The organism is Campylobacter sp. JH23 (genome assembly GCF_017846595.1).
GTDB classification, from domain to species: domain Bacteria; phylum Campylobacterota; class Campylobacteria; order Campylobacterales; family Campylobacteraceae; genus Campylobacter_D; species Campylobacter_D coli.
In genome coordinates this window covers 54,090-77,911 of the sequence record NZ_JAEQBP010000007.1, presented here as the reverse complement: position 1 = coordinate 77,911, position 23,822 = coordinate 54,090, and the positions used below count along the sequence as shown (strand labels likewise).

Annotated in this window: 33 protein-coding genes and 1 tRNA gene; 4 read left to right on the top strand and 30 right to left on the bottom strand. The window is 32.9% G+C overall.

Going from position 1 to position 23,822, the window contains the following annotated elements; genetic code table 11:
* Positions 1–31: 31 nt before the first annotated feature.
* The 5 genes from KAR88_RS07720 to topA all read right to left on the bottom strand — a co-directional run bounded on the left by KAR88_RS07720 (position 32) and on the right by topA (position 6,365).
* Complete coding sequence (locus KAR88_RS07720) at positions 32–796, bottom strand: inositol monophosphatase family protein (RefSeq protein ID WP_002780009.1); 765 nt, start codon at positions 794–796, stop codon at positions 32–34.
* 73 nt (positions 797–869) lie between these two features.
* A complete protein-coding gene (locus KAR88_RS07715) occupies positions 870–2,138 on the bottom strand; it encodes a citrate synthase (protein ID WP_002779421.1) in 1,269 nt (422 codons plus the stop codon).
* Positions 2,139–2,267: 129 nt separating this feature from the next.
* Positions 2,268–3,443, bottom strand: a complete 1,176-nt coding sequence (locus KAR88_RS07710; protein ID WP_002780007.1) for a cation:proton antiporter — start codon at positions 3,441–3,443, stop codon at positions 2,268–2,270.
* On the bottom strand, positions 3,424–4,260 hold the full coding sequence (locus tag KAR88_RS07705) for a biotin synthase (RefSeq protein ID WP_002779423.1): 837 nt from the start codon (positions 4,258–4,260) through the stop codon (positions 3,424–3,426). The genes KAR88_RS07710 and KAR88_RS07705 overlap by 20 nt, the downstream gene beginning before the upstream one ends.
* Before the next feature lie 2 nt (positions 4,261–4,262).
* Positions 4,263–6,365 (bottom strand): type I DNA topoisomerase, encoded by a 2,103-nt coding sequence (gene topA, locus KAR88_RS07700; RefSeq protein WP_002789823.1) that lies wholly within the window; start codon positions 6,363–6,365, stop codon positions 4,263–4,265.
* 228 nt (positions 6,366–6,593) lie between these two features.
* On the opposite strand from topA, the gene KAR88_RS07695 reads away from it, so the two are divergent.
* Entirely contained in the window at positions 6,594–7,853 is a 1,260-nt protein-coding gene (locus KAR88_RS07695) for an MFS transporter (RefSeq protein ID WP_002789821.1), read from the top strand.
* A gap of 61 nt (positions 7,854–7,914) precedes the next feature.
* Here KAR88_RS07695 and secY read toward each other — a convergent pair whose 3' ends face one another.
* The 24 genes from secY to rsmA form a co-directional block, all read right to left on the bottom strand.
* Entirely contained in the window at positions 7,915–9,180 is a 1,266-nt protein-coding gene (secY, locus tag KAR88_RS07690) for a preprotein translocase subunit SecY (RefSeq protein WP_002779426.1), read from the bottom strand.
* The gene (gene rplO / locus KAR88_RS07685; RefSeq protein ID WP_002783551.1) at positions 9,180–9,572 is read right to left on the bottom strand and encodes a 50S ribosomal protein L15; all 393 of its coding nucleotides are present in this window, start codon (positions 9,570–9,572) and stop codon (positions 9,180–9,182) included. Before rplO ends, secY begins: the two co-directional genes overlap by 1 nt.
* A 4-nt stretch (positions 9,573–9,576) precedes the next feature.
* Positions 9,577–10,020: a 30S ribosomal protein S5 gene (rpsE, locus tag KAR88_RS07680; protein ID WP_002779428.1), complete on the bottom strand. Its 444-nt coding sequence runs from the start codon at positions 10,018–10,020 to the stop codon at positions 9,577–9,579.
* An 11-nt stretch (positions 10,021–10,031) separates the two neighbouring features.
* Positions 10,032–10,388, bottom strand: a complete 357-nt coding sequence (rplR, locus tag KAR88_RS07675; protein WP_002779429.1) for a 50S ribosomal protein L18 — start codon at positions 10,386–10,388, stop codon at positions 10,032–10,034.
* Between the two features lie 9 nt (positions 10,389–10,397).
* The gene (gene rplF / locus KAR88_RS07670) at positions 10,398–10,934 is read right to left on the bottom strand and encodes a 50S ribosomal protein L6 (RefSeq protein WP_002779430.1); all 537 of its coding nucleotides are present in this window, start codon (positions 10,932–10,934) and stop codon (positions 10,398–10,400) included.
* Between the two features lie 77 nt (positions 10,935–11,011).
* On the bottom strand, positions 11,012–11,407 hold the full coding sequence (gene rpsH / locus KAR88_RS07665) for a 30S ribosomal protein S8 (protein ID WP_002779432.1): 396 nt from the start codon (positions 11,405–11,407) through the stop codon (positions 11,012–11,014).
* A 9-nt stretch (positions 11,408–11,416) separates the two neighbouring features.
* Positions 11,417–11,602, bottom strand: a complete 186-nt coding sequence (locus KAR88_RS07660) for a type Z 30S ribosomal protein S14 (protein WP_002779433.1) — start codon at positions 11,600–11,602, stop codon at positions 11,417–11,419.
* Between the two features lies 1 nt (position 11,603).
* Positions 11,604–12,149, bottom strand: a complete 546-nt coding sequence (gene rplE, locus KAR88_RS07655) for a 50S ribosomal protein L5 (protein ID WP_002779435.1) — start codon at positions 12,147–12,149, stop codon at positions 11,604–11,606.
* 3 nt (positions 12,150–12,152) lie between these two features.
* Positions 12,153–12,386 carry a 50S ribosomal protein L24 gene (gene rplX, locus KAR88_RS07650; RefSeq protein WP_002779437.1) on the bottom strand — a complete coding sequence of 78 codons (234 nt, stop codon included), beginning with the start codon at positions 12,384–12,386 and terminating at the stop codon, positions 12,153–12,155.
* The gene (rplN, locus tag KAR88_RS07645; RefSeq protein ID WP_002779438.1) at positions 12,386–12,754 is read right to left on the bottom strand and encodes a 50S ribosomal protein L14; all 369 of its coding nucleotides are present in this window, start codon (positions 12,752–12,754) and stop codon (positions 12,386–12,388) included. Before rplN ends, rplX begins: the two co-directional genes overlap by 1 nt.
* Entirely contained in the window at positions 12,754–13,005 is a 252-nt protein-coding gene (rpsQ, locus tag KAR88_RS07640) for a 30S ribosomal protein S17 (RefSeq protein WP_002779439.1), read from the bottom strand. Before rpsQ ends, rplN begins: the two co-directional genes overlap by 1 nt.
* A 9-nt stretch (positions 13,006–13,014) precedes the next feature.
* Positions 13,015–13,200, bottom strand: coding sequence for a 50S ribosomal protein L29 (rpmC, locus tag KAR88_RS07635; protein ID WP_002779440.1), 186 nt, complete (start codon positions 13,198–13,200; stop codon positions 13,015–13,017).
* On the bottom strand, positions 13,187–13,612 hold the full coding sequence (gene rplP, locus KAR88_RS07630; RefSeq protein WP_002779441.1) for a 50S ribosomal protein L16: 426 nt from the start codon (positions 13,610–13,612) through the stop codon (positions 13,187–13,189). Before rplP ends, rpmC begins: the two co-directional genes overlap by 14 nt.
* Positions 13,613–13,614: 2 nt before the next feature.
* Positions 13,615–14,316, bottom strand: coding sequence for a 30S ribosomal protein S3 (gene rpsC / locus KAR88_RS07625; protein WP_002779442.1), 702 nt, complete (start codon positions 14,314–14,316; stop codon positions 13,615–13,617).
* A complete protein-coding gene (gene rplV / locus KAR88_RS07620; RefSeq protein ID WP_002779996.1) occupies positions 14,316–14,723 on the bottom strand; it encodes a 50S ribosomal protein L22 in 408 nt (135 codons plus the stop codon). The genes rpsC and rplV overlap by 1 nt, the downstream gene beginning before the upstream one ends.
* A 10-nt stretch (positions 14,724–14,733) precedes the next feature.
* The gene (gene rpsS, locus KAR88_RS07615; RefSeq protein ID WP_002779444.1) at positions 14,734–15,015 is read right to left on the bottom strand and encodes a 30S ribosomal protein S19; all 282 of its coding nucleotides are present in this window, start codon (positions 15,013–15,015) and stop codon (positions 14,734–14,736) included.
* A 1-nt stretch (position 15,016) separates the two neighbouring features.
* Complete coding sequence (rplB, locus tag KAR88_RS07610) at positions 15,017–15,847, bottom strand: 50S ribosomal protein L2 (RefSeq protein WP_002779445.1); 831 nt, start codon at positions 15,845–15,847, stop codon at positions 15,017–15,019.
* Between the two features lies 1 nt (position 15,848).
* Positions 15,849–16,130, bottom strand: a complete 282-nt coding sequence (locus tag KAR88_RS07605) for a 50S ribosomal protein L23 (protein WP_002779990.1) — start codon at positions 16,128–16,130, stop codon at positions 15,849–15,851.
* Between the two features lie 2 nt (positions 16,131–16,132).
* Positions 16,133–16,747 carry a 50S ribosomal protein L4 gene (gene rplD / locus KAR88_RS07600; RefSeq protein WP_002783544.1) on the bottom strand — a complete coding sequence of 205 codons (615 nt, stop codon included), beginning with the start codon at positions 16,745–16,747 and terminating at the stop codon, positions 16,133–16,135.
* Positions 16,744–17,319 carry a 50S ribosomal protein L3 gene (gene rplC, locus KAR88_RS07595; protein ID WP_002779987.1) on the bottom strand — a complete coding sequence of 192 codons (576 nt, stop codon included), beginning with the start codon at positions 17,317–17,319 and terminating at the stop codon, positions 16,744–16,746. Before rplC ends, rplD begins: the two co-directional genes overlap by 4 nt.
* Before the next feature lie 9 nt (positions 17,320–17,328).
* A complete protein-coding gene (gene rpsJ, locus KAR88_RS07590) occupies positions 17,329–17,640 on the bottom strand; it encodes a 30S ribosomal protein S10 (protein ID WP_002779353.1) in 312 nt (103 codons plus the stop codon).
* 197 nt (positions 17,641–17,837) lie between these two features.
* Complete coding sequence (locus tag KAR88_RS07585; protein WP_002853086.1) at positions 17,838–18,599, bottom strand: pseudouridine synthase; 762 nt, start codon at positions 18,597–18,599, stop codon at positions 17,838–17,840.
* 35 nt (positions 18,600–18,634) lie between these two features.
* Entirely contained in the window at positions 18,635–20,629 is a 1,995-nt protein-coding gene (locus KAR88_RS07580; RefSeq protein ID WP_079264581.1) for a ribonuclease J, read from the bottom strand.
* Positions 20,598–21,398, bottom strand: a complete 801-nt coding sequence (rsmA, locus tag KAR88_RS07575; RefSeq protein ID WP_002860133.1) for a 16S rRNA (adenine(1518)-N(6)/adenine(1519)-N(6))-dimethyltransferase RsmA — start codon at positions 21,396–21,398, stop codon at positions 20,598–20,600. The genes KAR88_RS07580 and rsmA overlap by 32 nt, the downstream gene beginning before the upstream one ends.
* A 79-nt stretch (positions 21,399–21,477) precedes the next feature.
* On the opposite strand from rsmA, the gene KAR88_RS07570 reads away from it, so the two are divergent.
* The 3 genes from KAR88_RS07570 to KAR88_RS08940 are packed head-to-tail and all read left to right on the top strand — an operon-like array spanning position 21,478 to position 23,209.
* Positions 21,478–22,014, top strand: a complete 537-nt coding sequence (locus KAR88_RS07570) for a hypothetical protein (protein ID WP_002860134.1) — start codon at positions 21,478–21,480, stop codon at positions 22,012–22,014.
* 23 nt (positions 22,015–22,037) lie between these two features.
* Positions 22,038–23,108: a 23S rRNA (adenine(2503)-C(2))-methyltransferase RlmN gene (gene rlmN / locus KAR88_RS07565; protein ID WP_192801357.1), complete on the top strand. Its 1,071-nt coding sequence runs from the start codon at positions 22,038–22,040 to the stop codon at positions 23,106–23,108.
* Positions 23,105–23,209, top strand: coding sequence for a hypothetical protein (locus KAR88_RS08940; protein WP_002779359.1), 105 nt, complete (start codon positions 23,105–23,107; stop codon positions 23,207–23,209). The genes rlmN and KAR88_RS08940 overlap by 4 nt, the downstream gene beginning before the upstream one ends.
* A 452-nt stretch (positions 23,210–23,661) precedes the next feature.
* Here the strand turns inward: KAR88_RS08940 and KAR88_RS07560 are convergent.
* Positions 23,662–23,738, bottom strand: a tRNA-Met gene (locus KAR88_RS07560).
* Positions 23,739–23,822: the final 84 nt, after the last annotated feature.

Here is a 23,822-nt window from a genome sequence, read left to right as displayed (position 1 = left end):
TCCTTTAAGATTTTAAAATTATATGCTGTTTTTATGTATATATATTTAAAAAACTTTTTTTAGAAACACAAATAAAAGGCTCGCACTTATAATTTAAAGGGGAATATAAAATCATTTCCTTAGAAAAGGTTCCCATAAAACCACCCTTTTGATTGACTAAAAAATCTCCAGCTGCAATATCCCAACTATTTAACTTCTCAAAACGCTTATAAACCCCTGCTCTACCTTCCAAAATAGCACAAAATTTAAGCCCTGATCCTATGTTAATAGGTGTCAAATTGTGTTTTTTAGCAAAATTTTCATCCTCTTTACTAAGATGATTAACACTTAAAAGAGCTTTAGATTGATTGTCTATAAAATCTTGTTCGCTTATATCTAAAATTTTATCATTTTTATAAACTCTAGTATTTTGATGAGCGTAAAAAATATCGCCTTTTGAAGGATTTTTTATAAGAGCTAAAATAGGTCTATCTTCATGAATCAAACTGATCATAATGCAAAATTCATCACTACCTTTTAAAAACCCACTTGTACCATCAAGCGGATCAATAAGCCAATAACTTTGCAAATTTTTACTTTCTTCCTGACTTAGCAAACCTTCTTCAGATAAAATTTTAATATCTGTTTTTCCTAAAATATCGTTTAAAATTTCATTTGAAGCAAGATCGGCTGATGTTAAGGGGCTTTGATCTTGTTTTTGCCAAATTTGTAGGTTTTTTCTTTCTTTTAAAATAGCTTTAGAGGCTTCATTACTGGCATCTATGGCGGTTTTTAGTAAATTATCGAGTTTAAACATTGTAAGACTTTCAAAATATTCTTTTGAAATTATATAAGAAGTTTGTGTGAAAAAGTTAATTTCACACAATCATTTAAATTTTACTGGTTTCTCCAAGGTAAAGCTGTCTTGGACGAACAATTTTTAGTGTTTCTTGCTCTTTTTGCTCTATCCATTGTGCTATCCAGCCTGGTGTACGTCCGATCACGAAAAGCGTTGCAAACATTTCATTTGGAATTCCTAGAGCTTTTAAAATTAAGCCGCTATGAAAATCTACATTTGGATAAAGATTTCTTTGTACAAAATAATCATCTTGCAAGGCAATCTCTTCTATACGAGTTGCCACCTTAATCAAATTCGTATCAATACCTAACTCATCGATTAATTGATCACGAAGCTTTTTAAGTACTTTTGCACGCGGATCAAAATTTTTATAAACCCTATGCCCAAAGCCCATCAAGCGGAATGGGTCATTTTTATCTTTTGCTCTTTTTATAAATTCATCCACCCTATCAACAGTAGCTATTTCCTCAAGCATTCTAATAACGCCTTCATTTGCACCTCCATGAGCATGACCCCAAAGCGCTCCAATACCTGCTGAAATACATGCATAAGGATGCGCATGAGTAGAACCTACGGCACGAACAGTAGAAGTAGAAGCATTTTGTTCATGATCTGCATGAAGCATAAATACAGTATCGAGTGCTTTTACTTCTATAGGTTTAAGCTCAACATGATCATAAGGATAGGTTCTTAACATATATAAAAAGTTCTCAGTAAATCCACGATCTAAATTAGGATAAGCCATAGGAAAACCATTTTTATAACGATAAGCAGCGGCTACTATAGTAGGAATTTTTGCTACAACTCTAGCAGCCATTTCCATGTACTCTTCTCTAACATTCATATTTAAATGATCAGGATAAAAAGCACTAAGAGATGAAACAGCGCCTTGTAAAACGGCCATAGGGTGAGCATTATCAGGGAAAGAATCAAAAAGACGATGCATACCCTCATGTATATAAGAGCGTTTTTTAAGCTCATATCTAAATGCTTCAAGTCTTTCATTGCTTGGAAGTTCTTTATAGAGTAAAAGATGCACTACATCTAAAAAAAGTTTATTTTCAGCAAGCCATTCTATAGGATAGCCACGGTGCATTAAAACACCCTCTTCACCATCAATATAAGTAATTTTTGATTTACAAGTAGCTGTAGAAGTTAAACCTTCATCATAAGCAAACATTCCTGTTTGTTTATAAAAACTCCCCATATCCACAACACTTGGACCAGTAGTACCATCATATATAGGGAATTCGTAGCTTTTACCATTTCTATTGTCAGTTACAGTAACAGAATTTGACATTTTTGCTCCTTTTTTAATCTTTACTTTTAGTAATTCTAGCTAAAAAAGGCGATTTTCAACTTTTTCATTGTCAATAATTTTAAAATTCATTAACCTTTTTGAGTAAAAAAGTAACCTGTGTTATTTAGATTACTTTTTAATATTTGAAATAAATTTAATCGCACTCATCACAACAATAGCTTCAAATAAAGCTGTTAAAATTAGCGCCGAATAAAGTTCTTCGCTGATAACTTTTCCTGAATATCCTAGCGTAGCAGTAGCGATAAGAAGAGTCAAAGGCATAGAGTGACTCAGTCCAAATAAAACCATATTTTGAAAGCCAATTTTTTTCCAAAAAACACTGGCACACAAAATTCTCAAACCTACCATCACAAACATCAGCAAAATAGCATCAAATACGATTTCATATTCTAAAATCATTTTAAGATCGAAAGTAGTTCCTATATGGATAAAAAAAATCGGAATTAAAAAACCATGCCCAAAACTAGAAAGTTTATGCTCTAAATCCTTTTTATGGTCAAAAAAAGTTGCGATAAAAGAACCTGCAATAAAAGAGCCTAAAACGATTTCAAGCTTTGTAATAATCATAGCCACGATAATCAAAATAAAAATTGCCATACAAAATCTTATATCTTTTTCATTTTTATCTTCCCAAGGCATCAGCACGACTTTAAGTTGGGGATACCACCAAAAAAGCACACCTAAAACTTTAAAACCAAGCAAACAAAGCCCTAAAAATATATTAAGATATAAAATGCTTTGTACTACATCGATAATATTTGTCCCCTCGCGTAAAAAAGCTCCAGCTATGGTTAAAAGCACTATGGAAACAACCTCAGCTAATGTTGCTACTATCATAGCTGTATTAAGCCAGTAACACTCTTTACCAAAGTCCTTATAAAGCAAGGATAAAAGCCCCACGCTCATAACCGGAATAATCAAAACAAACACGAAAGAAAGTTCAAAAACCCATACTATAGCCGATGAAAAAGAATAAAGCAATATGATATAAAAAAAGCTTTTTTTGGCAATTTCTTTATCCATATTAAAAAAAGCGCGCAAATTGACTTCCATACCCGCTATAAACATAAGATAATAAAAACCCACATTAGCTAAAATAGTAAAATTTTCACTCTTACCTATAAAACCAAAATACGCCATAAGTGCGCCCAAAATGATTTCAGTAGCTGAAATCGGTAAGCGCAAAATTTTAGCTATATGCGGAGAAAATAGTAAACATAAAGCTATAACAATAAGAATTTGTAGATCAATTAAACCCTGTGAATCAATGACACTCGGATGCAAAAGTAAATCCCATTTCTTTAAGTTTTACTATATCACGACTTGGTTCTTCACCTTTTGTAGTAAGATAATCTCCTATTACAATAGCACCTGCACCTGCTTTAAAAATTTCATATTGTCTTTCTTGCAATACCACCTCACGACCTCCTGCTACCATAACCACAGTATTAGGCAAAGCTTCTTTAGTATCACTTATAATTTTTAAAGCCTCATCAGCACTTAATTTTGGAACTTGTAGTTTTAAATTTTCATTGGCTATAAAAAAATTAATAGGCGTTGAAAAAGGTTGCAATTCTTGCAAAGATTTTCTAAAACTTAGTCTATCCTCTTCACTCTCACCCATACCATAAATTCCACCACAACAAAGCATAAGTCCTGCTTCTTTGGCATTTAAATTGGTTTGAAATCTACTTTCCCAAGTATGAGTGGTGCAAATTTGTGGAAAAAATTCTTTTGAAGCTTCAAGATTGTGATTATAAGAAAAAATTCCTGCTTTTTTAAGCTCTTTTAATTGCTCCACGCTTGCCATACCATTACAGGCTATAAGAAGTAAATTAGGCACTTCTTTTTGTACTGCATGTGCTGCTTTGCAAACATATTCGAGTTTTTCATCATCAAGTCCAAGGCCTGCCGTAACCAAACAAAAACCCAAAGCTTCATTTTTCTTAGCTATCTTGGCCTCTAAAACAATTTGTGAAATTTCTTTTTGACGGTATTTTTGTATATTTGTTTTTACATAAGCACTTTGGGTGCAGTATTTGCAATCTTCAGAACAATTTCCACTGGCTATATTTGAAATAGCACAAAGCATGATTTGCATGATTAATCCTTTATTTCTTTTTTAATTTTGCATTTTAAACATTCTAAGAATGTGCCTTTTTTTAGCTCTTTTATCACTAAATTTTCTCCACATTCCTCACATTTTTCATCGCTTGGTTTATATTTACTTATAAAATTACATTTTGGATAAGCACTACAACCATAAAATTTACCGCGTTTTGAAAGGCGCTCTACTATCTCACCCTCTTTGCAACTTGGACAAGTAATGCCTATGCCCTTTGCTTTAGCCTTGCTAGCACTTACTTCAGCTTCATTCTTGCTTTCATTTTTTAAATTTCTTGAGTATTTGCATTTTGGAAAATTTAAACAAGCTACGAATTCTCCAAAACGCCCTTTTCTAATCGCAAGTTCACCACCACAATCAGGGCAATTTTCACCCAATTTAGTCACCGTTTTTTGGCTTGCAATTTTTGTTTTTCCTTCTTCAACCTTCCTCATAAAGGGATAATAAAATTCTTTCAAAGTTTCTTGCCAATTAGCTTTATCTTCTGCAATCTCATCTAAAGTATTTTCAAGATTTGAAGTAAATTTACTATCTACTATATCACTGAAATTCTTTTCAAGCACTTCAGTTACACTAAAAGCGACTTCACTAGGAATGAGTTGTTTTTTATCGATTTTTACATAATCACGGCTTGTAAGTATAGAAATAGTCGGCGCATAAGTAGAAGGGCGACCTATGCCTAAGCTTTCAAGTTTTTTTACAAGTCCTGCTTCGGAATATCTTGAAGGTGGTTCGGTAAAATGTGAGTTCATTTCTAAATTTTGTATTTTTAAATTTTCACCTATTTTAAAATTGGGTAAAATTTTATCCTTATCCATATCACCATAAACTTTATAATATCCATCAAAAAGGATTTTTCTACCGCTTATTTTAAAAACTGCTCTATCATTTTTTACAAATACATTTTGAGTTTGAGAGATAGCAGGACTCATCTGACAGGCTAAAAAGCGATTATAAATAAGTGTGTAAAGTTTTAACTCATCTTTGTCTAAAAATTTAGCCGCAATTTCTGGAGTAAAACTTAAATTTGTAGGGCGTATAGCTTCATGAGCTTCTTGAGCGCCTTTAGTCTTTGTAGTATATACATTTGCTTTGCTTGGAAGATAGTCTTTGCCAAAATTTGCTTGTATGAATTTTCTTGCATTTTCTACTGCTTCTTTGGCTAAATTTAAACTATCGGTTCTCATATAAGTAATAACCCCCATCACGCCTTCATGGGTATTTACTCCTTCATAGAGCTTTTGAGCTATCATCATGGTTTTTTTAGGGTTAAAACCAAGGCGATTGCTGGCACTTTGTTGTAAGGTTGAAGTCATAAAAGGAGGCGGCGGAGCGATTTTTCTTTCTTTGCTTTCTATATCGCTTATAGCATAATTTTCATTTTTACACGCTTCAAAAACAAGCTTTGCACGATCTTTATTTGTAAGAGTAAGCTTTTCTATCTTTGCTTTATCAAATTCGACAAGTTCTGTATTTAAATCCTTTTGAAATATCATATCTATACTAAAATATTCTAAAGGAACAAAAGCACGAATTTCTTTCTCACGATCGACTATGATCTTTAAAGCCGCACTTTGAACACGCCCAGCACTAAGTCCTCTTTGAATTTTTTGTCCTAATAAAGGGCTGAGCTTATACCCTACAATGCGATCTAAAAGACGTCTGGTTTGCTGAGCATTTACAGAGTGCATGTTTAATTTTCTTGGATTTTTTAAAGCATTTTCTATAGCGCTTTTAGTGATTTCATGAAAAACAATGCGTGGTAAGGTGTTTTCATCTTTTCCTATAGCTTTTGCAATATGATAGGCTATAGCCTCTCCTTCTCTATCTTCATCCGTTGCAAGATAGACTTCTTTGGCATCTTTAGCTTTGCTTTTAAGTTCTTTAACTAAGGCGCTATGATCACTTGTGATTCTATACTCAGGGATAAATTCATCATTTTCTATTTTTATACCAAAACTTGATTTAGGTAAATCTCTTATATGCCCTTTAGAAGCTATGACTTCATATTCTTTGCCCAAAAAATTGCCTATAGTTTTTGCTTTTGCAGGAGATTCGACTATGATCAAATTTTTTTTCATTTGCTACTGCCTTTGTAAATTTCATTAAAAATACTATTAATAATTAAAGATAAATAATTTCTATAAAAAATTAAAAGCTGAATTTAGCTAAAAATTTTTGAAATTCTACTTATAATGAAAGATATTTTATCTATACAAATGAAAAACAGGAGTATAAATTACAAATAGAAGTAATTTTAAATACAAAAGAAAATTTTTTGAGTATAATAAAACTAAAAAGGTTCAAATATGAAGAAAAAATCTTATAAATTTCACCCCAATGATACAAAATTAGATAAAAAAATGGTTGAGATCACAGAAAAATCAGGCTTTAAAATCGCAGTATTTTCCATGGCGGCAATGACTATGCTAGGAAGCGTGGTAATCTCATCAGCACTGCCTGCAATCAATAGACATTTTGAAGATATTTTAATCCAATCAGGTGCAAATATGCAAACAAATTTTACCCTAGCACATCTTGATATTTTAGTGCGTTTAGTATTAACCCTACCTGCTATTTTCGTTGTGATTTTATCTCCTTTTGCAGGAATTTTAATGGATAAACTGGGTAAATTAAAATTTGTTTTTCCTGCAATGATTGCTTGGACACTTGCTGGAGTAAGTGGCTTTTTCTTAAATGATATTTATGCTATACTGACTTCAAGAGCTATTTTTGGTATGGCAACGGCTTTTATAATGACGGGTGCTTCGGCTTTGCTGGGAGATTATTATAGTCGTGGTGGCTTTAACCGTAGAGAAAATGCTTTAAGTCTTCAAGGATTTTTTTGTGCGGTAGGTGGTGCAGTGTTTATCTCTATAGCGGGCTTTGTTTCGAGTTATTCTTGGCGTTATCCTTTTTTGGTTTATGGGCTTGGAATTTTAATCACCCTCATAGCCATGATTTATCTTTTTGAGCCAAGAAAATTTAAATTTTACAATCATACAAAGATAGAAGAAAAAACTAATTACTGGAAATTTTTTCCTATTTATTTTATAGGATTTTTTATCATGGTGGTTTATTATATATCCCCTACACAACTTCCTTATTATATAGAAGAGCATCTAGGCTTAGATCCTAAATTTATAGGGATTTCAATGTCAATTTCTGCACTTTGTTATGGTATTTTTTCTCTAAGTTACAAATATATCATGCGTTTTTTAAGTATTAAAATGATTTATATTGCTACTTTATTCATTGTGGGCTGTTCTTTTTTGATACTCTTTTTGATCGATGATTTTATCGCTGTTTTATTTGCTTTAGCCTTGCTTGGAATGGGTGGAGGTATCATGCTTGTAAATAACACTGCTTATCTTTTTTCAATCTGTCCTGAAAATGCACGAGCTAGAGCTTATGGAATTTTAGCTAGTTGTATATTTTTAGGGCAATTCTTAAGCCCGATTATCTCTCAGCCTATAGTAAGACAATTAGGACTTGTTGATGCGTTTTTAATATGGGCTATTTTAAATTTTATAGTTTGTATTGTATTTTTATTTTTAAAACAAAGATGAAAAATCGCTTTTTATAGAAAGTATAAAACACAAGGAGATATCTCCTCCTTGTGTTAAAAGTTTATAAACCTATTGCATTTAAGGTTTGGTATTTATTCATATAAATTTGAGCTTCAATTTTTCTCATTGTATCCAATGCAACTTGAACTACAATCAATACAGAAGTACCTCCAAAATTAAAAGGTACACCCATGAATTTAACCAAAACCCAAGGCAAGGTTGCTACAAGTCCTAAATAAATAGAACCCGATAAAGTAAGACGAGAAGCTACTTCATTAAGATAATTTGCTGTCCCTTCGCCTGGACGAATTCCAGGGATAAAACCCCCTTGTTTTTTAAGATTTTCCGCTATATCCTTAGCGTTAAATACTATAGAAGCATAAAAATACGCAAAGAAAATCACAAACAAGAAAGTCAAAACATGAAATAAATAACCATTTGGATTCAAAAAGTCATTGATAGCTTGCAAATACGGATTTGTACTTGTTTGCAAAATAGTCGTAGGAAACATTAAAATAGCGCTAGCAAAAATCGGCGGAATAACTCCACTTAAATTGATTTTAATTGGAATATAGTTCATAATACGCTTATTTTGATTTTGCATTACTACTTTACGCGAGTAAGAAATAGGAATTCTTCTTTCTCCAAGCTCTACATATATAATCACGCCAATAGTGATTAAAATCAAAGCAAGGATAACAAAAGCGGTTAAGAAATTCATTTCGCCTGAATTTATCTGTCCTACTGTACCCGAAATAGCTCTTGGAATTCCTGAAACAATACCTGCAAAAATAATCAAAGAAATACCATTTCCTATACCTCTTTGTGTGATTTGTTCACCTATCCACATCAAAAGCATAGTTCCCGCGAGCATAGAAATTGCACAAAGCGCAATAAACATATTTAAATTTTCTATCATTATAGCGCCTGCTCCACCTCTTCCATGTAAACTTTGAAGTCCTATAGCCACACCGATACTTTGAACTAAAGTGATTACTATAGTTGCATAACGGATAATTTGCATATATTTTTGCATACCATCGCGTTCTTTTTTCATTTTACCGATATTTGGGAAAGTAGCTGCTAAAAGCTCCATGATAATCGAAGCAGTAATATAAGGCATAATACCTAAAGAAATGATAGAAAAGCGTTCTGCTGCCCCACCACTAAAAACATTAAATAAACCCAAAGCATTGTTTTGATTATTGTTAAAAAATTCCGCAATCACATCAGCATTGACGCCAGGAACTGGCACATAAGCCAGAACCCTATAAGCAAACAAGAAAGCTAAGGTGATTAAAATCTTATTCGTCAATGCCTTATTCATTATTTTGATCCGGTGACGCTGATATTCTCGTCTTTAATTTTTGATGCTAAGTCTTTTGCACTTGCACCGATTAATTTAATTTTAGTAACAGACTTTGAAATTTTATGAACGCTTTTGATGCTTTCAATTGTAATTTCATTAAGCTCTTTTACGGCTGTGATTTTTTCAACATTAATCACATAAGGTTTTGCGATTTTAGAAGTAAAACCAACTTTTGGTAATCTTCTTTGAAGAGGTTGCTGACCTCCTTCAAAACCTCTTTTTTCATTATAACCCTTTCTAGCGGTTTGACCTTTGCCCCCTTTAGTGGCGGTTTTACCCATTCCACTTCCTTGGCCACGGCCTATTCTTTTGGTTTTATGCGTTGATCCCGCTGCTTTTGTCAAATTCATCTTCTTATCCTTTTAGCATTGTTAAAGCTTTGATTGTAGCACGAACCACGTTAGCTGAGTTATTTGAACCTAAAGACTTAGTTAAGATATCTTTAATACCCGCAAGCTCTACGATAGGACGAGTAGAACCACCCGCGATAACTCCCGTACCTTCGCTAGCTGGTTTAAGTAAAATTCTACTTGCATTGTATTTTACTTCAACATCGTGAGCAATAGTTGATCCTTTAGTTTTTACTTCAACGATATTTTTAAATGCATCATCAACTGCTTTGCGAATAGCATCAGGAACTTCTTTAGCCTTGCCATAACCAACACCTACTAAACCTTTGCGGTTTCCAACAATAACTAAAGCAGTAAATCTAAATCTTCTACCACCTTTAACAACCTTAGTAACTCTGCCGATATCGACGATTACTTCTTCAAATTCTTCTCTATTATATTTTTCCATCGATTTACCCCTTATAGCCTAATACCATTTTCTCTTAAAGATTCAGCTAATGCTGCAATTACTCCGTGATATACATAACCATTTCTATCAAACACAGCTTGTTCTATTTGCTTAGCTTTTAAAACTTTAGCAAATTCAGTAGCGATTTTTTTAGCACCTTCTTTGTTTGCTTTAACGCCAAGTTTGCGTCCATCTACTGCTGCTAAAGTTACAGCTTTAACATCATCAATCGCTTGGATATAAAGAGTTCTATTTGATTTAAAAACAGAAATTCTTGGGAAGTTTTCACATCCTGAAATTTTTGCTCTAATTCTTTTTTTTCTTTTAATTCTTAAAGTTAGTTTTCTTTTTAGTACATTTGCTCTCATTGCCTATCCTTACTTTTTAGATGTCTTACCAGCTTTGCGGATAATGCGTTCATCAGAATACTTAACGCCTTTTCCTTTATATGGCTCAGGTGGTCTAAATTCACGAATTTGAGCAGCAACTTGTCCTACTACTTGTTTATCGCTTCCTTTAATGATAACATTGTTTTTATCCACAGTGATTTCAATTCCTTCTGGAATATCATAGTTGATAGGATGTGAAAAACCAAGGCTTAATTCTAAAACTTTGCCTTTTAAAGCAGCTTTATAACCCACTCCGTTGATTTCAAGAGTTTTTGAAAAACCTTGAGTTAAGCCTACAACGATATTGTAAGCTAAAGCTCTATAAGTTCCCCAATATGCTCTACTTTGTCTATCTTCACCTTTAGGAGAGAAAAGAATGTTATTATCTTTAATCTCAACATTTACATTTGCTTTTGTATCAAGCTCTTTTGCTAAATTTCCTTTTTTAAATTTAAGCAAATTTCCTTCTAGTTTAACCTCTACTCCACTAGGGATAGCGATTGGTTGTTTACCTATACGAGACATATTTTTCCTTTTTATTTGTCTAGGATATTTCTACTTTTTTAAAAGAATGGATACCCAATGCCATAAAAAGCAGATTTTTACCAAATGGTACATAAAATTTCGCCGCCAACACCTGCTTTATAAGCTTCATCATTTGCTAAAACGCCACGACTTGTGCTAACTACGATAGTACCGTAACCGTTTTTAAATCTTTTAATTTCTTCTTTACCCTTATAAACACGACGACCTGGTTTAGAAACTCTTTTAAGTTCGTTAATAACGCTTTTACCTTTTTCATCGTATTTTAAAACTACATTGATAAATTTCTTTTTATCTTCTTCGATAACATTAAAACTTTCAATATACCCTTTAGCTTGGAAAATTCCAACTAAAGCTTCTACAACTTTAGAATGTAAAAGCTTGGTTGTTTCAAGCTTTCTCATTCCGGCATTGCGAATTCTTGTTAGTGAATCTGAAATTATATCATTTATCATTTTATTTCCTTACCAGCTTGCTTTTTTAAGACCTGGAATCAAGCCTTCATTACCCATTTTTCTTAGGCAAACTCTACAAATTCCAAAATCTCTATAAACCGAATGCGGACGCCCACAAATTTGGCATCTTGTATAGCCTCTTACTTTGAATTTAGGTTTGCGTGCCGCTTTTGCAATCATTGATTTTTTAGCCATCTTACTTTCCTTTTGTAAATGGCACACCGATAAGTTCTAACAACTTTTGTGCCTCTTTATCGTTTTGTGCTGTTGTAACTATAGAAATGTTCATACCATGAGTTCTTAAAATTTTATCATACTCAACTTCTGGGAACATCAACTGCTCATCAAGACCGAAATTGTAATTTCCTCTTCCATCAAAACCATCTCTACTTAAACCTCTAAAGTCTTTCACTCTTGGTAAAGCAATAGAAATTAATTTATCAAGAAAAGCAAACATATTTTCTTTTCTTAAAGTTACCATTACACCTACAGGAAAACCTTCACGCACTTTAAATCCTGCAACTGATTTTTTAGCTTTAGTAATCACAGCCTTTTGTCCTGCTATCAAAGAAATAGTATCTGCAACATTTTGCAATACTTTTTGATCTTTAGCAAGCTCACCCGCACCTACGCTAATAACGATTTTTTCTATCGCAGGGATAAGCATAGGATTTTTAATATCAAATTCTTTTACCAAAGCAGGTTTGATGCTTTGATCGTATTTTTCTTTCAATCTCATCATCGCTTACTCCTGAACTTTTGCCACATTGGAAATATCCATTGGCATTTCTTTATTGATAAAACCACCATTTGGGTTTTTCTCGCTAGGTTTTATAGCTTTTTTAGCAATCTTACATCCCTCAACAACTACTTTAAGTGTTTTTGGATATACTGCTAACACTTTACCTGTCTTACCTTTGTCATCACCTGTGATAACTTTAACGCTATCACCTTTTTTGATTTTTAATTTAACCGCCATTATAATACCTCCGGTGCTAGTGAAACAATTTTCATAAAGCCACCATATCTAACTTCTCTACCCACTGGCCCAAAGATACGAGTTCCGATAGGTTCTCTTTTGTTATCAAGAATAACTGCAGCATTTTCATCAAAACGAATCAAAGAACCATTATCTCTATGAATTTCTTTTTTAGTTCTAACGATAACTGCTTTTACTACTTGACCTTTTTTTACCTTACCATTTGGTAAAGCTTTTTTTACAGATGCAACAATTACATCGCCTACAGTAGCATATCTTCTTTTACTACCACCTAAAACTTTAATACACATTAATTCTTTTGCACCGCTATTGTCAGCAACTGCAAGTCTTGTAAAACTTTGAATCATTACTCAACTCCTGTAGCTAATACAGATTTTAAGCGAAATGATTTTCTTTTAGAAAGTGGTCTACATTCAACCGCCACAACGGTATCTCCCACTTTAACTTCATTTCTCTCATCATGAATTAGATATTTTTTAAAGCGTTTAACAATTTTTCTATATCTTGGATGAACCACTTTTCTTTCAACCAAAATACTCGCTGTTTTCTCACCTGCGATTTTCACAACAACGCCTTGTATTTCTCTTTTAAATGCCATTTTTTATCCTTATTTTAAAGCGTTAATTGCTGTATTGATTCTAGCAATGTCTTTTCTAACTTCGCTAATCTCTTTTGGATTAGTAAGTTGCATTGTTTTTAGCTTTTGTTTTAAAGTGAATAAAAGCACCTTTTTTTCTTTTAGCATTGTTGCAAGCTCAGCTGCTGTTTTGTCTTTAATCTCAGTATATTTCATTTTGGCTCTCTCTTGTAACAAACTTAGTTTTAAATGGTAGTTTATGCATAGCCAAAGTCAATGCTTCTCTAGCCATTTCTTCGCTCACACCTGCCATTTCATAAATAATACGACCTGGCTTGATATTCATTACCCATTCCTCAACTGCACCTTTACCTTTACCCATACGAGTTTCTAAAGGTTTTTTAGTTAAAGGTTTATCTGGAAAAACTCTAATCCAAGTTTTACCTTGTCTTTTAACAAAACGAGTTAATGCGATACGAGCTGCTTCAATTTGGCGTGAATTAATGCGTCCTGCTTCAGTTGCTTTTAATGCAAATTCACCAAAAGTAAATTCAGTTCCACGATTAGCATAACCTCTGTTACGCCCTTTCATCATTTTGCGATATTTAGTTCTTTTTGGCATTAACATGATTATTTACTCCTTCTTGTGCGTCTTTGCTTTTTAGCTGGAGCACTTTCTTCTGTTTTTTCAGTTTGTAAGCCTTTTTGCAATACTTCACCTTTAAAGATCCAAACTTTAACACCTATGTTTCCATAAGTAGTTCTAGCTTCTGCAAAACCGTAATCGATTTTTGCTCTTAAAGTATGAAGTGGCACACGACCTTCAAGATACCATTCAGTTCTTGCCATTTCAGCACCGCCTAAACGACCAGAAACTGAAACTTTAATCCCTTTAGCACCTGCTTTTTGTGCGCCTTGAATTACTTTTTTCATTGCTCTTCTAAAAGCGATTCTTTTTTCAAGTTGAGTTGCAACGCTTTCAGCAGCAAGTTGAGCTGAAGCACCCGCTTTTCTTTCTTCTTTGATGTTGATATTTACATCTTTACCGATTAAATCTTGCAATTCTTTTCTTAAATTATCAACATCGCTACCTTTTTTACCAATGATAATACCTGGTCTTGCAGCTACAACAGTTACGCGAAGCTTTTTAGCAGTTCTTTCTACTAAAATTTGGCTGATTCCCGCATAATAAAGTTTTCTTTTTAAGAAAGCTCTGATTTTGTAATCTTCACCGATATTTTCCACTAAATTTGCCTTAGTTGGAAACCATCTTGATTCCCAGTTTCTATTAATTCCTAGTCTTAGACCGATTGGATTTACTTTTTGTCCCATTAGCTTTCCTTTTCTGCCGTTACTTTTTTAGTACTTGTTTTTTTAACAGGAGTTTTTTTAGCTACTGCTTTTTTTGCTTCAGTTTTAACTTCCGCTTTCGCTACTTCTACTAAGATATGTGAAGTAGGTTTTCTAATACGGCTTGCACTTCCTCTAGCACGTGGTCTAAATCTTTTTAATACAGCACCAGCATCTACACGACAACTTTTTACCACTACTTCGTTCGCTTCAAAACCGCCGTTTGCTACTGCACTTGAAATTGCATTTGCGATATATTTGGCACCCTTGTTTGGCATAAATTTTAAACTAGCCATAGCTAATTCTGCATTCATCCCCTGAACTTCTCTAGCAATCAATCTTGCTTTAGTTGGAGATAATCTTATGAATTTAATTAATGCTTTACTCATATCTTATCCCTTACTTACCAATTTTCTTTTGCACAGAACCTTTATGGCCTTTAAATGTGCGTGTTGGAGCAAATTCGCCAAGTTTATAACCGATATGATTTTCAGTGATATAAACGGGAATAAAACTTTTGCCATTATGAACATTGAAAGTTAAACCTATCATATCAGGAATGATAGTACTTCTTCTAGACCAAGTTTTAATAGGTTTATTATCATTAGCCTTTTTAGCAGCGATGACTTTTTTCATTACATGATCATCAACAAAAGGACCTTTTTTTAGTGATCTAGCCATCTTACTTTCCTTTTCTTCTTGAAATTATTAGCTTATCGCTAGCTTTTTTACGACGAGTTTTCGCACCTTTGGTTGGTTTACCCCATGGAGTTACTGGATGACGGCCTGAATTTTTCTTACCTTCACCCCCACCGTGCGGGTGATCTACTGGGTTCATAGCTGAACCACGAGTTTGTGGGCGGATACCTCTATGGCGATTTCTACCTGCTTTACCGATAGTCACATTTGCCCATTCTTCGTTACCTACTTCGCCTATACTTGCCATACATTCAGCTAGAACTTGTCTCATTTCACCGCTTGCAAGTCTTAAGATAACATATTTTTCTTCTTTACCCATAAGTTGCGCATAAGCTCCTGCTGAGCGGATCATTTGACCACCTTTGCCTGGCTTTAACTCAACATTATGAACAATAGTACCCACAGGAATGTTTTTAAGTTTCATTGCATTACCTGGTTTTATATCAAGTCCACTTTCAGCAGCTGCAACGATATCACCAACACTGAGTCCGCGTGGTTGAAGAATATATCTTTTTTCACCATCTTTATAAGAAATCAAAGCAATTCTACAATTTCTATATGGATCGTATTCGATCGCTTCTACTTTTCCTTCTATACCAAATTTGCGACGTTTAAAATCGATAATTCTGTAAAGTTTTTTCGCTCCTGCTTCTTTATGACGACTTGTAATTCTTCCGTAGCTATTGCGTCCTGCGTGTGCTGGAAGTTTCACAAGTAAAGAGCGTACACTTGGTTTTGCTGTAATATCTTCAGAGCTTAAACCTGTAATATATCTTCTACTTGGAGTATATGGTTTATAAGTTTTAATTGCCATCTTAAGCCTCCATACTTTCTAAGCTAACACCTTCAGGTAGCTTAACATAGAATTTTTTATAATCGTTTCTTTGACCTAAACGACCTCTAAAACGCTTAACTTTTCCATCCATTCTTAAAGAATTGATGCTTTTTGGAGTTACACCAAAATACTCTTTTAAAACCGCTTTTAAGCCTGTTTTAGTCATTTTTGGCGAAGTTTGAATAACTACGACACCTTGCTCTTGCAAATTCAAACTTTTTTCTGTGTAAAGTATAGTCTTTATATCAGTAATATCTGCCATAATTATCCCTCTTTTGTAATAGATTCTAACGCTGATTTTTCCATAATAACAGCATTAAATACAGATACTAAATAAGCATTTACTTCAGTTACATCAACTACATAGCAATTTGCTAAATTTCTGTAAGCTAAAAGTGTTTTTTCATCTAGTAAATCTTTAACGATTAAAGCATCTTTGACGCCAAGTTTTTTAATCACAGCGTTTGCATCTTTTGTTTTACCACTTTCAATAGCCAAAGAATCAGCAGTAAATAACACACCTTTAGCTGCTTTATCTGCTAAAGCTCTTTCAAGCGCCAATCTTTTTTGTTTTTTATTTACTTTTTGGAAGTAGTTTCTTTCATTTGTTGGACCAAAAGCAACCGCACCGCCTACCCAAACGTTAGTTCTTGTTGAACCCGCTCTAGCACCGCCACGACCTTTTTGTCTCCAAGGTTTTTTACCACCACCACTTACATCACTTCTACCTTTAGTATGAGCTGTATTTGCTCTTAAACTTGCAAGGTAAGATTTTACATACAAGTAAAGATTGTGTGGATTTACTTCCGCATATTTTGAAGGTAAATCAAGTTCACCTGCTTTTTCTAATTTATCATTTAAAACAACTACTTTACTCATTTTGCAATCCTTATTTTACCCATAGCACCATTATAACCTGGTACTGCACCTTTAACTACTAAAATTTTATTTTCAGCATCATAAGATACAACTTCGTTTTTAACGGTCACTTTAGTATTTCCATAGTGTCCTGCCATTTTCATACCTGGTTGAACACGACCTGGCCATTCTCTATTACCAATAGATCCATGGCGTCTGTGAAATCTAGAACCGTGACTTGCTGGACCCCCTGCGAAGTTATGTCTCTTCATAACACCGCTATAACCTCTACCTTTAGTGTTAAAGCTTACTTTTAAAATTTTTGCTTCATTTAATGGAGTTTCATCTAAATCTCCTGCTTCAGTATTTGCTACTTCTAAAGTCGCAAATCTATTGTATTCTGCAGAAAGATTGTATTTTTTTTGTTGTCCTGCGACACATTTATTACTTGCTTTACCTTTTGGATATGCTACTAAAGCCTTTCCACCTTCAACTTCACATACTTTTGCATTTACAACTCTTAGTAAAGTTACAGCGATACTTGGATTAGTAATTGTTCTGCTCATTCCAATTTTTTCTACAATATATTCCATATCTTATCCTTACTTACCCATAGCTCTTACTTCAACGCTTACTTCTGGCGCTAAATCAAGCTTCGTTAAAGAATCAACTGTATCTGGAGTCGCTGCCACTATATCTAGCATACGCGCGTGAATTCTTATTTCAAACTGCTCACGAGAATCTTTGTTAATGTGTGGAGATTTTAAAACTGTATAGCGTTTGATTTTAGTAGGCATTGGTATCGGACCTCTAATATCCGCACCTGTTCTTTTAACAGCTTCTACGATTGCTGCAACTGTTCTGTCTAGTACTCGATGGTCATAAGCTTTTAGCTTAAGCCTAATTCTTTCCATAATATTTCCTTTAAAAAGAACTCGTTAGTTAAAAACTAACCAATTTATAAAAATTGAAATGAGAGTATATAAAATCTTGTTTTCAAAGTCAAGGAATTTGATGAAATTTTTCTATTATTTTCCTTTTAAAAAGGATAAAAATAGAATTTTTAGAATTTAAAAATTATCATTATTTTTTAAATTTTTGCATATAATGGTCAATATCTTATTTCATTAAATTTTAAAAAATCTCTTAATTTTTCATATTCGCCATTTTCTAAATAACGATGTTTTCCCGCCTTCAACATACCAAGATCTAAAGCCCCAAAAGCAACACGCTTAAGATCCATGACTTCAAGATCAAAATGTCCAAAAAAGCGTCTAAGCTCTCTATTTTTACCTTCATTTATAACCACTCTAAGCTTAGTATAGCCTCCACTTGATCCAAAAATTTCAAAGTCTATAAAAGGAGCAAAACTCATAGAGGTAATTTTAGTTTTTGCATGTGCGCCTTTTTTTTCATTTTTAATCTCAAGTCCATTTTGCATGGCTTCGATGACTTGTTTGCTCACCGTGCCTTTAACTTTAAGGTAGTATTCTCTTTCTAAATCGCTATGCATTAAAGCATCGGCAATCACAGGAGAATCTGTAAGCAAAAGTAAGCCTTCACTTGCATAATCCAGCCTACCTACGCTAAGCCAAGTACTAAATTGTCTTGGCAAGGTATCATATATAGTTTTTCTTCCACGATCGTCTTTTTTACTGACAATTTCACCTTTTTGTTTATGGTAGATTATCACGCTAAATTGCGTTCTTTTTTGTACTCTTTTACCTTTAACAAAAACTTTATCATCAAATTTAACTTCATCGCTTAAAAGAGCAATTTTGTTGTTTATTTTTACTAAGCCTTGTTTGATAAGTTCATCGGCTTCACGGCGTGAATAGCGGGTGTTATGGGATATAAATTTATTAATTCTCATTTGATCTTCCTTAAAAAGGGCGTTTTTGCCCTTTTTTACATTACAAAAATAGTTGGAACTATGGTTGGGTATTTTTTAATCTTTCTAAAGATATGTTTTCTTAAAACTTGGCGGATTTGATTTTCTAAAAATCTTGGATCATTGAGTACTTCATCTTTAACATTGATGAAAAATTGTCCTAAAACTTCAGCCATATCTTTGCTAAAAGTATGATCGTGTTTGTCAGCTACTAGCCCATAGCTAAATACTCTTGGTTTGTTGATCAGTGTTTTTGTAGCTTTGTCAATTTGTGCGATAATAACTACTATACCACTATCTGCAAGTTTTTGGCGATCTATAACTACATCATCGGCGATTTGTTTGTTGATTTGATTATCTACAAAAACTTTACCTGTTTTTACGGTTTTTATGCGTTTGACATATTTTTGGCAAAGTTCTACTTGATCGCCATCACTCATAAGATAAATATTTCTTTCAGGGATACCGCACTTCATCGCTGTTTCTTTGTGTTTGGTGATGTGATTGTATTCTCCATGAACTGGTAGGAAAAATTTAGGCTTAGTAAGGGTTAGCATAAGCTTTTGCTCTTCTATACTAGCGTGTCCGCTTACATGAATTTCACTAAATTCTTGATACGCTACTTTAGCTCCTGCTTTTAAAAGATAGTCAAGCACCGCAGAAACACTTGCTTCATTTCCTGGTATGGCTTTAGCTGAAATAATCACTTGATCTGTAGGTTTGATTTTTATAAATTTATGCTCATCAGTTGCCATTCTATAAAGCGCACTCATGGTTTCGCCTTGACTTCCTGTAGTTACGATAAGCACTTCATTGTCTTTATATTTGCTTACTTCATCAGCATCGATGAAAATTTTTCTATCAAGTTTGATGTAGCCTAATTCCATAGTGGTATAAAGATTTCTTTCCATAGAACGACCGATCACACAAACTTTTCTACCGTATTTTAAACCATAAGTGATAGCTTGATAAACGCGGTGGATATTAGAACTAAAAGTACTCATGATCACCCTGCCTTTGGTACGTGCAAAGATTTGATCAAAAGTTGGCCCTACGGAGCTTTCACTTTTTGTATAACCTTCTTTGTACGAATTTGTACTATCGCTTAAAAGACATAAAACCCCTTCTTCTCCATAATGTGCCAAACGTCCTAAGTCTGTTGGATAGCCATCGATTGGAGTTTGATCAATTTTAAAATCACCTGTGTGGATAATCGTTCCTGCTTTTGTTTTGATCGCAAGTGCTGAAGCATCAATGATAGAATGCGTGATGTGGATCCACTCTATATCAAATTCGCCTATCTCATAAACACGGCGTTTTTCTACAGGGCGAAACCATTTGCGTTCTGCTTTTAAGCCATGTTCTTCAAATTTGTTTGAAATCATTCCTAAAGCCAAAGGTGTAGCGTAGATAGGAAATTGGAATTCTTTAAAGAAATAAGGCACTGCACCGATATGATCTTCGTGTGCATGAGTGATCACTATACCACGAATTTTATCTTTAATTTTTCTTACATAGTCAAAATCAGGGATGATAATATCTACCCCATGCATAGTTCCATCAGGAAAACTCATACCTATATCTACTATAATTGCATCTTTATTGGTTTCAAAAACACTGATATTTCCACCAATTTCTCCTAAACCTCCTAAAGGAGTGATGCGGATTTTATGCTCGCTAGAATTATTATATTTTAAAGGGTGTAAGCGGTTTTCATGTGAAACACGGTTAGCTTCTATGCATTCTGCAAGAGCGATTTGCCAATCTTCATTACCTGTGAGTTTTGAAGGAAGATTGCGATTTTTCTTCTTTTTTTTCTCAGTTTTATTTTCTGAGTTTTCAGAATTTTCCTTGTTGGAATTTTGATCAATTTTTGGAGTATCATTTTCATTTTGCAAAGAATCAGCTAATTTTTTTCTACGATTTTTATATTTATAGCGTTTATTGTTTTTTGAATTTGAGTTCGGATTTTGTTCGTTTTTATTTATCTCTTTGTTTTCGTCCATATTCATCCTTTAATTTGTCATAAATTTTAAGGTATAAATCAACGCAAATTTCATGTGGTCTGATGTTTTCTTTTAAGCCAAGAGTGCTTAAAACTTCTAAAACTTTTGCTTTATATGTTTTTAAATTTCCTAAGAGTTGTTTTCTAGGAGCTTTAAAACAATCTTTTAGAAAATTTTTGAAATTTTCTATTTCGCAAAGTTCATCAAAATCCTTAGTTTTAATCAAACTCATCACCGCTGACATAACTTTTGGTGGAGGATTAAAACATTGTGGATCAACATCAAAAAGTATTTTTCTTTCGCAAATCATTGCACTTAAAACACCTAAGGAAGAAAACTCACTATTTCCTTCTTTAGCGCAGAATTTTTCAGCCATTTCCCTTTGTACCATTACAATAAGCCCTAGACAATTTTTATCTTCTAAAGCTTTTAATATAATGTGACTTGCAACATAATAAGGCAAATTTGCAACCAAAAAATATGGTTTTTCATCAAGACTAGGATTAAAAGCTTCGCTTGCGTCTTGATGGATCAAGTTAAATTTTCCACATTCAAGTTCTTTTTGAAATTTCTTTTTTAAAATAGGTATGAGATCATTATCGATTTCATAAGCTTTTACTTGAGAAATTTTTAAAAGTTCTTGCGTTAAATCACCTAAGCCAGGCCCAATCTCAATGATATTGTTCATCTCTTTGGGTATGGCTTGGATGATTTTTGCTAATACGCTTTTATCGATTAAAAAATTTTGTCCGTATTGTTTTTTTGCTTTAACCATAAGAAATAATTTTATCTAAAAATTCTTAATTAAGTCTTTTTAGGTAGAATTATTTTTGTAAAATTTCATAAGGATCAAAATGATTGTTTGTGCGGGTGGAAATGAAAATTTTTCTTTTGCAAAAGCCATAGGCATAGGTTTGGTTGAGTCAGCTTTTCATTTGAGTCAACTTTACTTCAAAGAAAAACCATCAAAACTTATATTTATAGGAACTTGTGGGCTTTATGATAAGGGAGAGATTTTAGAAATTTATAGAAGTTCGCACGCTTTTAATGTAGAATTTTCTAAAATTTCACATGCATTTTATACTCCTGCAAAATATGAAATTTGCTTAGAAAAAGAAAATGTTTCTCGTGAAACAATAAAAATCAATTCTTCAAATTATATTTGTCAAAATTCAAAAGCAGCAAAAGAATTTTCAAAATTAGGTTTTTTTGCAGAAAATATGGAAGCCTTTTCTGTTTTGAGCGTAGCTAAAAATTTAAATATTGATGCAGAGTGTATTTTGTGTGCAACAAATTTTTGCAATGAAAACGCTCACGAAGATTTTATAAAAAATCATCAAAAGGCAAAAGAAAAATTAGAAGAATACTTAAAAAAATATCATTATATTTAAAAATTCAAAAAAGGAAAATAATTTTGAAAGAGCTTGTTAATATTTTAGATTTTTTACCTGAAGAATTAGGAGAAAAAATCAAACCGATGTTTCGCGTGAAACAAATTTATCAATGGATTTATCAAAAATACGCCAATAATTTTTCCGATATGTCAAATTTACCAAAAGATCTACGTTTAGAACTTGCGCAAAATTTTCATCTCTCTCCTGTAAAATGTGTTAAAAATGAGCAAAGTAAAGATGGAAGTATAAAATATCTTTTTGAACTCGTTGATGGTTTAAGGATAGAAAGTGTGCTTTTGCCTATGAAAGAAGAAAAAATAGACGCAGAAGGCAAAAGAATTTCTCATGCGAGATATACTATCTGTGTTTCTTCTCAAGTAGGTTGTAAAAGTGGATGTAGTTTTTGTCTTACTGCCAAGGGTGGTTTGAAAAGAAATTTAAGTGCAGGTGAGATAGTCGGACAAATTTTATGGATCAAAAAACAAAACAATATCCCTTATGAACGCCGTGTAAATATAGTATATATGGGTATGGGCGAGCCTTTGGATAATCTTAAAAATGTTTCTAAAGCGGTAAAAATTTTAGCGCAAAATGAGGGACTTGCTATAAGTCCTCGCCGTCAAACCATCAGTACTAGCGGTTTGGCAAAACAAATCAAAGAATTAGGTCAAATGAATTTAGGTGTTTTACTTGCTATATCATTGCATGCGGTTAATGATGAGCTTCGAACCGAACTTATGCCTATCAATAAAGCTTATAATATCGCTGCGATTATGGATGCGGTGCGTGAATTTCCTATAGATCAAAGAAAAAGGGTAATGTTTGAATATCTTTTAATTGATGGTATCAATGATAAGCTTGAACACGCTAAAGAATTAGTCAAGCTTTTAAATGGCATTAAAGCTAAAGTGAATTTAATACTCTTTAATCCACATGAAGGAAGTTTATATAAACGCCCTAGTTTAGAAAATGCGATTAAATTCCAAGATTTACTAAGTAATAAAGGTGTAACTTGCACCATAAGAGAGAGCAAGGGACTTGATATTTCAGCAGCTTGTGGACAACTCAAAGAAAGGGCAAAAGAATTATGACAGCTTTGGATATTTTTCAAATCATTTTTATATTTGTCGTTGTGTTGATAGGTTTTGTGGGTATGATTTGGGTGATTTCTAAAGATAAAAGCAATCGCTAATTGAATAAATCTTTTATTGAAATTTTAAGATATTTAAATTTATAAATAAAACGATGTGCGCTTTGATAAATTTAAATATCAATCAAATTATAATTTTATGATACTATACTCTTATCAAAAGTCTATTTTAAGTTAATTTTATAATAACAAATTCCCCTTGTGTCTTTAAATTTGATTATTTTTTTGATTATTTCGAGATAAATTTTTAAACATTAATCTTTAAAATACAATAATCAAATTTCTATCTTTTATAAAATATACCTTATCTCAAAACCATCTCTTCAAACAAATTTTATTTCAAGCCATATAAAAGATGGTACAAATTTAAATGCCAAAAATTTAAAATAGAACTTAAATTCTAAGATAAAAACAAATTTATAATTTAAAACTATTAAGATAAAATTTGTAATTAAAATAATTTAAGGGTGATTTTTTAAAAGAAGTTTTAAAAATGGTGTCAAGGGGGAGACTTGAACTCCCGACCTCCGGCTTATGAGACCAGCGCTCTAACCAGCTGAGCTACCCTGACATAATAAATCTTTAAAGATCATTTTACAAAATGAAAATGTAATTATACTCTTTTTTACTAAAATTTTATTTAAAGCTTTTTTAG

Excerpts from the sequence above, each read along its gene's own strand:
- KAR88_RS07660 (WP_002779433.1), bottom strand. The coding sequence starts at position 11,602 with ATGGCTAAAAAATCAATGATTGCAAAAGCGGCACGCAAACCTAAATTC.
- rpsJ (WP_002779353.1), bottom strand. The coding sequence starts at position 17,640 with ATGGAAAGAATTAGGCTTAAGCTAAAAGCTTATGACCATCGAGTACTA.
- rplF (WP_002779430.1), bottom strand. The coding sequence starts at position 10,934 with ATGTCTCGTATAGGTAAACAACCAATCGCTATCCCTAGTGGAGTAGAG.
- rpsS (WP_002779444.1), bottom strand. The coding sequence starts at position 15,015 with ATGGCTAGATCACTAAAAAAAGGTCCTTTTGTTGATGATCATGTAATG.
- KAR88_RS07715 (WP_002779421.1), bottom strand. The coding sequence starts at position 2,138 with ATGTCAAATTCTGTTACTGTAACTGACAATAGAAATGGTAAAAGCTAC.
- KAR88_RS07695 (WP_002789821.1), top strand. The coding sequence starts at position 6,594 with ATGAAGAAAAAATCTTATAAATTTCACCCCAATGATACAAAATTAGAT.
- KAR88_RS07580 (WP_079264581.1), bottom strand. The coding sequence starts at position 20,629 with ATGAATATGGACGAAAACAAAGAGATAAATAAAAACGAACAAAATCCG.
- KAR88_RS07570 (WP_002860134.1), top strand. The coding sequence starts at position 21,478 with ATGATTGTTTGTGCGGGTGGAAATGAAAATTTTTCTTTTGCAAAAGCC.
- rplV (WP_002779996.1), bottom strand. The coding sequence starts at position 14,723 with ATGAGTAAAGCATTAATTAAATTCATAAGATTATCTCCAACTAAAGCA.
- rpsQ (WP_002779439.1), bottom strand. The coding sequence starts at position 13,005 with ATGGCATTTAAAAGAGAAATACAAGGCGTTGTTGTGAAAATCGCAGGT.
- rplC (WP_002779987.1), bottom strand. The coding sequence starts at position 17,319 with ATGGAATATATTGTAGAAAAAATTGGAATGAGCAGAACAATTACTAAT.
- rpsE (WP_002779428.1), bottom strand. The coding sequence starts at position 10,020 with ATGGAAAAATATAATAGAGAAGAATTTGAAGAAGTAATCGTCGATATC.
- topA (WP_002789823.1), bottom strand. The coding sequence starts at position 6,365 with ATGAAAAAAAATTTGATCATAGTCGAATCTCCTGCAAAAGCAAAAACT.
- KAR88_RS07605 (WP_002779990.1), bottom strand. The coding sequence starts at position 16,130 with ATGGCAGATATTACTGATATAAAGACTATACTTTACACAGAAAAAAGT.
- rpsH (WP_002779432.1), bottom strand. The coding sequence starts at position 11,407 with ATGATAAATGATATAATTTCAGATTCACTAACAAGAATTCGCAATGCC.
- rpmC (WP_002779440.1), bottom strand. The coding sequence starts at position 13,200 with ATGAAATATACTGAGATTAAAGACAAAACAGCAGCTGAGCTTGCAACA.
- KAR88_RS07720 (WP_002780009.1), bottom strand. The coding sequence starts at position 796 with ATGTTTAAACTCGATAATTTACTAAAAACCGCCATAGATGCCAGTAAT.
- rplO (WP_002783551.1), bottom strand. The coding sequence starts at position 9,572 with ATGAATTTGACAAAAGCAGCGGGATCAACGCATAAAACCAAAAGAATA.
- KAR88_RS08940 (WP_002779359.1), top strand. The coding sequence starts at position 23,105 with ATGACAGCTTTGGATATTTTTCAAATCATTTTTATATTTGTCGTTGTG.
- rplN (WP_002779438.1), bottom strand. The coding sequence starts at position 12,754 with ATGATTCAAAGTTTTACAAGACTTGCAGTTGCTGACAATAGCGGTGCA.
- rplR (WP_002779429.1), bottom strand. The coding sequence starts at position 10,388 with ATGAGAGCAAATGTACTAAAAAGAAAACTAACTTTAAGAATTAAAAGA.
- rplE (WP_002779435.1), bottom strand. The coding sequence starts at position 12,149 with ATGATGAGATTGAAAGAAAAATACGATCAAAGCATCAAACCTGCTTTG.
- rplP (WP_002779441.1), bottom strand. The coding sequence starts at position 13,612 with ATGTTAATGCCAAAAAGAACTAAATATCGCAAAATGATGAAAGGGCGT.
- rpsC (WP_002779442.1), bottom strand. The coding sequence starts at position 14,316 with ATGGGACAAAAAGTAAATCCAATCGGTCTAAGACTAGGAATTAATAGA.
- KAR88_RS07705 (WP_002779423.1), bottom strand. The coding sequence starts at position 4,260 with ATGCAAATCATGCTTTGTGCTATTTCAAATATAGCCAGTGGAAATTGT.
- KAR88_RS07585 (WP_002853086.1), bottom strand. The coding sequence starts at position 18,599 with ATGAGAATTAATAAATTTATATCCCATAACACCCGCTATTCACGCCGT.
- secY (WP_002779426.1), bottom strand. The coding sequence starts at position 9,180 with ATGAATAAGGCATTGACGAATAAGATTTTAATCACCTTAGCTTTCTTG.
- rplB (WP_002779445.1), bottom strand. The coding sequence starts at position 15,847 with ATGGCAATTAAAACTTATAAACCATATACTCCAAGTAGAAGATATATT.
- rplD (WP_002783544.1), bottom strand. The coding sequence starts at position 16,747 with ATGAGTAAAGTAGTTGTTTTAAATGATAAATTAGAAAAAGCAGGTGAA.
- rplX (WP_002779437.1), bottom strand. The coding sequence starts at position 12,386 with ATGGCGGTTAAATTAAAAATCAAAAAAGGTGATAGCGTTAAAGTTATC.
- rsmA (WP_002860133.1), bottom strand. The coding sequence starts at position 21,398 with ATGGTTAAAGCAAAAAAACAATACGGACAAAATTTTTTAATCGATAAA.